Origin of the sequence: Colwellia chukchiensis (assembly GCF_002104455.1) — a bacterium.
GTDB classification, from domain to species: domain Bacteria; phylum Pseudomonadota; class Gammaproteobacteria; order Enterobacterales; family Alteromonadaceae; genus Cognaticolwellia; species Cognaticolwellia chukchiensis.
The window spans coordinates 151,036-157,482 of record NZ_NBOC01000010.1; the positions used below are offsets into that span (position 1 = coordinate 151,036).

7 protein-coding genes are annotated in these 6,447 nt (G+C 41.6%); 6 read left to right on the forward strand and 1 reads right to left on the reverse strand.

What is annotated here, in order from left to right:
- The first annotated feature begins 272 nt into the window (after positions 1 to 272).
- The 6 genes from B6K83_RS12345 (at position 273) to B6K83_RS12370 (ending at position 5,579) form a co-directional block, all read left to right on the forward strand.
- Positions 273 to 1,904, forward strand: coding sequence for an acyl-CoA synthetase (locus tag B6K83_RS12345; RefSeq protein WP_085285230.1), 1,632 nt, complete (start codon positions 273 to 275; stop codon positions 1,902 to 1,904).
- Positions 1,905 to 2,041: 137 nt separating this feature from the next.
- Positions 2,042 to 2,587: a Sua5/YciO/YrdC/YwlC family protein gene (locus B6K83_RS12350; protein WP_085285231.1), complete on the forward strand. Its 546-nt coding sequence runs from the start codon at positions 2,042 to 2,044 to the stop codon at positions 2,585 to 2,587.
- A complete protein-coding gene (hemF, locus tag B6K83_RS12355) occupies positions 2,584 to 3,489 on the forward strand; it encodes an oxygen-dependent coproporphyrinogen oxidase (protein WP_085285232.1) in 906 nt (301 codons plus the stop codon). Before B6K83_RS12350 ends, hemF begins: the two co-directional genes overlap by 4 nt.
- A 236-nt stretch (positions 3,490 to 3,725) precedes the next feature.
- Positions 3,726 to 4,403 carry an OmpW/AlkL family protein gene (locus B6K83_RS12360; RefSeq protein ID WP_085285233.1) on the forward strand — a complete coding sequence of 226 codons (678 nt, stop codon included), beginning with the start codon at positions 3,726 to 3,728 and terminating at the stop codon, positions 4,401 to 4,403.
- A 112-nt stretch (positions 4,404 to 4,515) separates the two neighbouring features.
- A complete protein-coding gene (gene aroE / locus B6K83_RS12365; protein WP_085285234.1) occupies positions 4,516 to 5,328 on the forward strand; it encodes a shikimate dehydrogenase in 813 nt (270 codons plus the stop codon).
- A 17-nt stretch (positions 5,329 to 5,345) separates the two neighbouring features.
- Complete coding sequence (locus B6K83_RS12370) at positions 5,346 to 5,579, forward strand: hypothetical protein (RefSeq protein WP_085285235.1); 234 nt, start codon at positions 5,346 to 5,348, stop codon at positions 5,577 to 5,579.
- A gap of 12 nt (positions 5,580 to 5,591) precedes the next feature.
- Here the strand turns inward: B6K83_RS12370 and B6K83_RS12375 are convergent, their stop codons facing one another.
- A complete protein-coding gene (locus tag B6K83_RS12375; RefSeq protein WP_085285247.1) occupies positions 5,592 to 6,134 on the reverse strand; it encodes a gamma carbonic anhydrase family protein in 543 nt (180 codons plus the stop codon).
- Positions 6,135 to 6,447 lie beyond the last annotated feature (313 nt).

Sequence of the window (6,447 nt, forward strand, 5' to 3'; positions counted from 1 at the left end):
AAGGGCCTATGTTTACGATGAAGGCGCTGATACTTTCATTGAGTTGTTAATGACGCATTACAAAAATTTAAACAGAGATTATAACGTGTTTGCAAATAATCTGAAATGACAATTCTTTTATCAGCACCATTAAGAGCAATAAATAATGTTGGCTTTAGACCAAAGGCTAATTTTCTAATGGTGGGATTGGCGTATGATATTTTTTATCTAGTTAATATCAAGTAGCAAATGGGCAGCTTTGCCGCTTATGTTGCTAACCAGAGAGAAAAATCATGAGCAATATTTATATGCAAGGGTTAGACAAGGTGAGCGCCAATAGCCAACCGTTAAGCCCGATCAATTTTTTAAACCGCACTGCCGATGTTCATCCCGATAAAGTAGCGATAATTCATGGTAGACAACAGTTCACGTATCAGCAGTACCGAAAAAATGTTCGTCGCTTAGCTTCGGCGCTAATGCAACACGGCATTAAACCGGGGCAAACGGTGAGTATTATGGCCGCTAATATTCCGGCTTTTCTTGACGCCCATTATGGGGTGCCATTAATAGGCGCGGTACTTAATGCCATAAATATACGCCTTGATGCCGAAAACATCGCTTTTATTCTTGATCACGGTGAGTGTGATGTTTTATTCACAGATACCGCATTTTCAGCGGTAATTAAGCAAGCATTAGCGATCAGTAAACGCCAACCGCTAGTAATAGACATTGATGATGCTGAAGGCCCGGGAGGTGAACGTCTTGGTACGATGGAGTATCAAGAGTTACTTGCACAAGGAGATGAAAACTTTACTGAGTCATTGATTGAAGATGAATGGCAGGCGTTGGCGTTAAATTATACCTCGGGTACCACAGGTAATCCAAAAGGTGTGGTGTATTCACATCGTGGCGCTTATCTTAATGCACTTGGTCATAATTTTATTTGGCCGACCGATCAGCACAGCAATTATCTTTGGACTTTGCCTATGTTCCATTGCAATGGTTGGTGTTTTCCTTGGACTATAGTGGCTGTCGGCGGTACACAGGTATGTTTGCGACAAGTGGAAGTTGGCGCCATTGTTAATGCTATGATCCAACATCAAGTCAGCCATTTTTGTGGCGCGCCGATTGTTTTAAATATGATTTTAAATGCCGATAAAGACTTGTTAGCGCAATTACCGAAAAACATCAAAGCCATGACCGCCGGCGCACCGCCACCAGCTGCGGTTATCAAAGGCATAGAAAGCCTAGGTATTGAAATTACCCAAAGTTATGGCCTAACCGAAGTTTATGGGCCTTGTGTGGTTAGTGAATGGAAAGCAGAGTGGAATCAGTTGAGTGCCGATGAACGTGCCGCTTTAAAAGCGCGTCAAGGTGTACGTTATCTCACTCAAGAAGATGTTGACGTACTTGATCCTGACACTATGGAGCCGGTTTCTGCTGATGGTGAAACCATGGGCGAAATCATGTTTCGAGGCAACACCACCATGAAGGGGTATTTAAAAAATGATAAAGCTACCGCTGAAGCGTTCGCACATGGTTGGTTTCATTCTGGAGACTTAGCGGTGAAACACCCCGATGGTTATATTGAAATTCGCGATCGCTCTAAAGATATTATTATTTCGGGGGGCGAAAATATTTCTTCAGTAGAAGTAGAAAGCGTACTCTACATGCATCCGGCTATCTTAGAAGCCGCTGTGGTGGCAAAAAATGACGAAAAATGGGGTGAAACACCTTGTGCTTTTGTCGGCTTAAAAGCAGGGCAAGTACTAACCGAGCAAGAGGTTATTCAACACTGTCGGCAACATTTAGCCGGCTTTAAAGTGCCGAAAACCATCGTCTTTAGTGAGTTACCAAAAACCTCAACCGGAAAAGTACAAAAATTTGTCTTACGTCAGCAGGTAAAAACGCTTTTTGACGCCTAAGTTTTATGGACTAAAATAGTTTGAAAGCGCTAAGGGCTTTACCACCTTTAGCGCTTTTTTATAGTTATTATGTAGTTTCTTTATAAAAAACGTATAATCACCGACAATTTTTTATTAATCATAGATTGTATCACTCAATGACAAGCGCATTAGCAACATACCAGCAGGGCGGGATTTTAGCGTATCCTACCGAAGCCGTATTTGGTTTAGGCTGTGATCCTGATAACGAGCAGGCAATAAAAAAACTATTAGCGATAAAGTCACGTCCGGTTGAAAAGGGCTTGATTTTATTGGCGGCAAATTATTCACAACTGTTACCTTATATCGATGACAGTAAAATCCCGCAGGATAAACGCTTTACCGTATTGTCACGTTGGCCTGATGGCATAACGCAATTGGTGGCAAAAAATGCTAATACATCAGCCTTGTTAACGGGGCGTTTCGACACTATTGCGGTGCGAATTACCAGTCAACCCGACGTTGTTGCGCTTTGCAATGCCACTAATAAACCCATAGTGTCAACCAGCGCAAATTTAGCCGGTCAGGAGCCAGCCAAATCATGGCAAGAGATCCCGGAAGCCTTAGTAAAAAAAATCGACTTTATTATTAAAGGGCAGACCTTAGGCTTTGCACAGCCATCCACTATTATAGATGCCTTATCTGGAGAGATTATTCGTTCATGAACACTGTAAATATCAATGTTGTTATCGAGTTTTTTAAATCATTGCAGGATAAAATTTGTCACGCACTTGAAACCGCAGACGGCAGTGGCAAGTTTATTGAAGATAACTGGCAACGTACAGAAGGCGGAGGCGGTAGAACGCGTGTTTTAACCGATGGCAGTGTTATCGAGCAAGGGGGGGTTAACTTCTCTGTTGTTTCAGGTGATAAATTACCACCATCAGCAACAGCACATCGACCAGAGCTAGCAGGCCGCAAATGGCAAGCGTGTGGTGTTTCTTTAGTGATCCACCCGAAAAACCCTTTTATACCCACTTCACATGCTAATGTGCGATTTTTTATTGCGGAAAAAGCAGGAGAAGCACCTGTGTGGTGGTTTGGTGGTGGTTTTGATCTAACTCCCTTTTACCCGTTCAAAGAAGATGTGGTGCATTGGCATCAAACCGCTAAAGATATCTGTCAGCCTTTTGGAGATGAAGTTTATCCAGAGTACAAAAAATGGTGTGATGATTACTTCTATTTGAAGCACCGCAACGAAACGCGTGGTGTCGGTGGTTTGTTTTTTGATGACCTTAATCAATGGGGCTTTGATAAATGTTACGCCTTTATGCAAGCAGTAGGTGAAGGTTTTATCGACGCTTATATTCCGCTACTTGAAAAACGTAAAGCGACTCCATTTAATGAGCAACATCGTCAATTTCAATTATATCGTCGTGGTCGCTATGTTGAATTTAACTTAGTGTTCGATCGCGGTACGTTATTTGGCTTGCAGTCTGGTGGGCGCACGGAATCCATTTTAATGTCAATGCCGCCGCTAGCGCGTTGGCAGTATAATTTTCAAGCTGAAACCGGTAGTGCAGAGGCACAATTGCAAGACTATTTAGTACCCCAAGACTGGCTATAAAGAGCACCTGCTCATTAACCTTAAGGCACTAATAAAACTAACGCTGAGATGGTTTTGTTGGTGCGTTAAGTCACAAAATCCATAAAGCTTGTCATTTTCTTAACATAAAACCCTAAAATAATTGTGGACTTATAAAAAACTTGTGCTAGATCAATTACTCTAATTGAGGCCAGTTGTAGTATCACCTTATTAAACGAATTCAATACTTTCGCTATTTTTTATAAGGTTATATTTTCATGAAAACATCCGTAATTAATGGACTAATGCTTACCGCGCTTTGCTTGTCATCACACACGATTGCCCATCAAACTGGCGATTTTATCATCCGTGGTGGCGCCACTTTGATCAACCCAGATAGTGATAAAACTAACATTGTCTTGGCTGGCGCTGACTCAACCATGACACTTACAGTAGACGATAACACGCAGCTCGGTTTGAATTTTGTTTATTTCTACCATAATAACTGGGCAATTGAGTTATTAGCCGCAACACCTTATAAGCATCAAGTGACTATTCAAGATAAAAATGCCGTGCTTGGCGTGGATGGAGCCAACCTAGGTGAAGTTTCTCATTTGCCGCCAACATTGAGCGCCTTATATTATTTTGACAGCAACAGCGCCTTTAAGCCTTATCTTGGTTTAGGGCTTAACTACACAATATTTTTCAAAGAAAAGTTTAGTACTGCGCCAAAGTCGCTCGGCTTAAGCAATTTAAAGCTTGATGGTTCGTTTGGTTTGTCGGCTCAGATAGGCGCAGATTATCAGTTAGATGAAAAGTGGTCGCTTAATGCCTCAGTTCGCTATATCGATATCGACACTGAGGCAACATTCGATGTAGGTGGTGCCAGTATTGGCAAGGCAAGTATTGATGTCGATCCTATGGTCTATTCATTAATGTTAGGCTATACGTTCTAGTGCTATTTTTAAGTTAAACTTCTTTCTAAGCAGTCATTTTATGGCTGCTTTTTTAGTTGTATCTGTGCATACTTACGTTATTCTAAGCTAAACACACAAGTTAAAACCCCCTATGGATCAATATCGCGTTTTCGGTAATCCCATTGCCCAATCTAAATCGCCGTTTATTCACCAACAATTTGCACAGCAAAGTCAACTGCGTCTGAATTATGAGCGTGAGCTAGTGCCAGTTGATAAGTTTGAATCAGCCGTCAATAATTTAGTCGCTAATCAAGGTAAAGGAGCCAATGTTACTGCGCCATTTAAAGAACAAGCATTTGTACTGTGTGATCAGCTCAGTGAAAGGGCCAAGTTAGCGGGCGCGGTTAATACCTTAAGCTTTGTTAATGGCACTATTATTGGTGATACAACTGATGGCGTGGGTTTAGTCAGTGACCTACTCAGACATCAAATTCAACTACACGAAGGTAAGATATTATTGCTTGGTGCCGGTGGTGCAGCAAAAGGAGTAGTGCAGGCATTATTGGCACAAGCACCAAAGTCTTTAACAATCGCTAATCGAACCTTAAGCAAAGCACAGGCAATCACTAAGCAATACCCCAATAGCAACATTAACGCCGTTACGTTTACTGATACCGAACATCAAACCTTTGATGTTATTATCAATGCGACGTCTGCAGGATTAACGGGCGCAAGCTTACCGATATCCGATCAAACCATAAAAAATGCGCTAGCTTGTTATGATATGGTTTATGGCAAAACGCCAACGGCCTTTTTACAACAAGCAACCAGCTTAGGTGTCAAACAGGTTGTTGACGGGTTAGGTATGTTGGTTGGACAAGCAGCGGCAAGTTTTCAGTTGTGGACCGGAATTAATCCAGATGTAGAGCCAGTACTTGCATCTTTAAGAGCAGAGTTAACCTAGCAATAAGCGAGAATGTCATGAACCAAGCCATACTATTTAATGATGACCTACGTTTTGATAGCCAGCATGATGCTTGGTCATTTACCGGCCAACTTTCGGGCCAAAAAATAACCATATATTTTCACTCTCTACAGTTAAAGCAATTATCGAGCATTGATAGTTGTACAAAGTATGACTTAGAAGAGATCACTGAGCTCTGGCTCGAGAAAAACGAGCCAGAGGGAAATGAAATACATATAGAAATGAGGTAAAGCAGGTCGTTATTAGTAAGCTGCTAAATACTCCGTCTTTAACTCTACATAGTTATTCGCAGACTGTTTGAGAAAATTGGCTTCACTTTCTTTAAGAACTCTTGCCTGTTTTACCGGGTTGCCAACATATAAGTAACCACTTTTAAGGGTTTTATTGGGTGGCACCAAGCTGCCCGCACCGATAAAAACATCATCTTCAACGATCGCACCGTCCATAATAATGGCGCCCATGCCCACTAAAATACGATCGCCTAAAGTGCAGCCGTGCAACATACACTTATGGCCAACGGTAACATCAGCGCCTATCACTAATGGATAGCCGTCAGGGTTGGTGGCACTTTTTCTTGTGACATGTAATACAGTACCATCTTGTATATTGCTTCTCGCGCCAATAGTTATCTTATTAACGTCTCCTCTGGCGGCCACTAAAGGCCAAACGCTAACATCATCGCCTAAAACAATGTCGCCGACCAGAACTGCGCTTTCATGAATATAAACTGCATCACCTAATTGAGGTGTTATACCTCGATAGCTTCGAAAATTATTAATTTGCATAAAATGAAAATTTTTAAGGATTGATGCTGGCATCTTAGCAAAAATTGAGCATCGAATAGCGTCTTTCATGCCAAAGTCTTGCTCAAAAGCTTAAATTACTCGAAAAAGCTCATGTTAGCGGTTATTAGGCTGCTGTTATTTTCAGCGCTTTGCACAGTTAAAATACAACCAAGGCGTGGCTTGTATAAATAAAAAGCAAACGAACACATTTTTGCAATTTAATTGCATTTAGCGGTTGACGCGGGGCGATAAATCTCTAAAATGCGCTCCACTTCTTCGGGACAAGTCGAAGAGGCGGTTTTAATAGGTTATC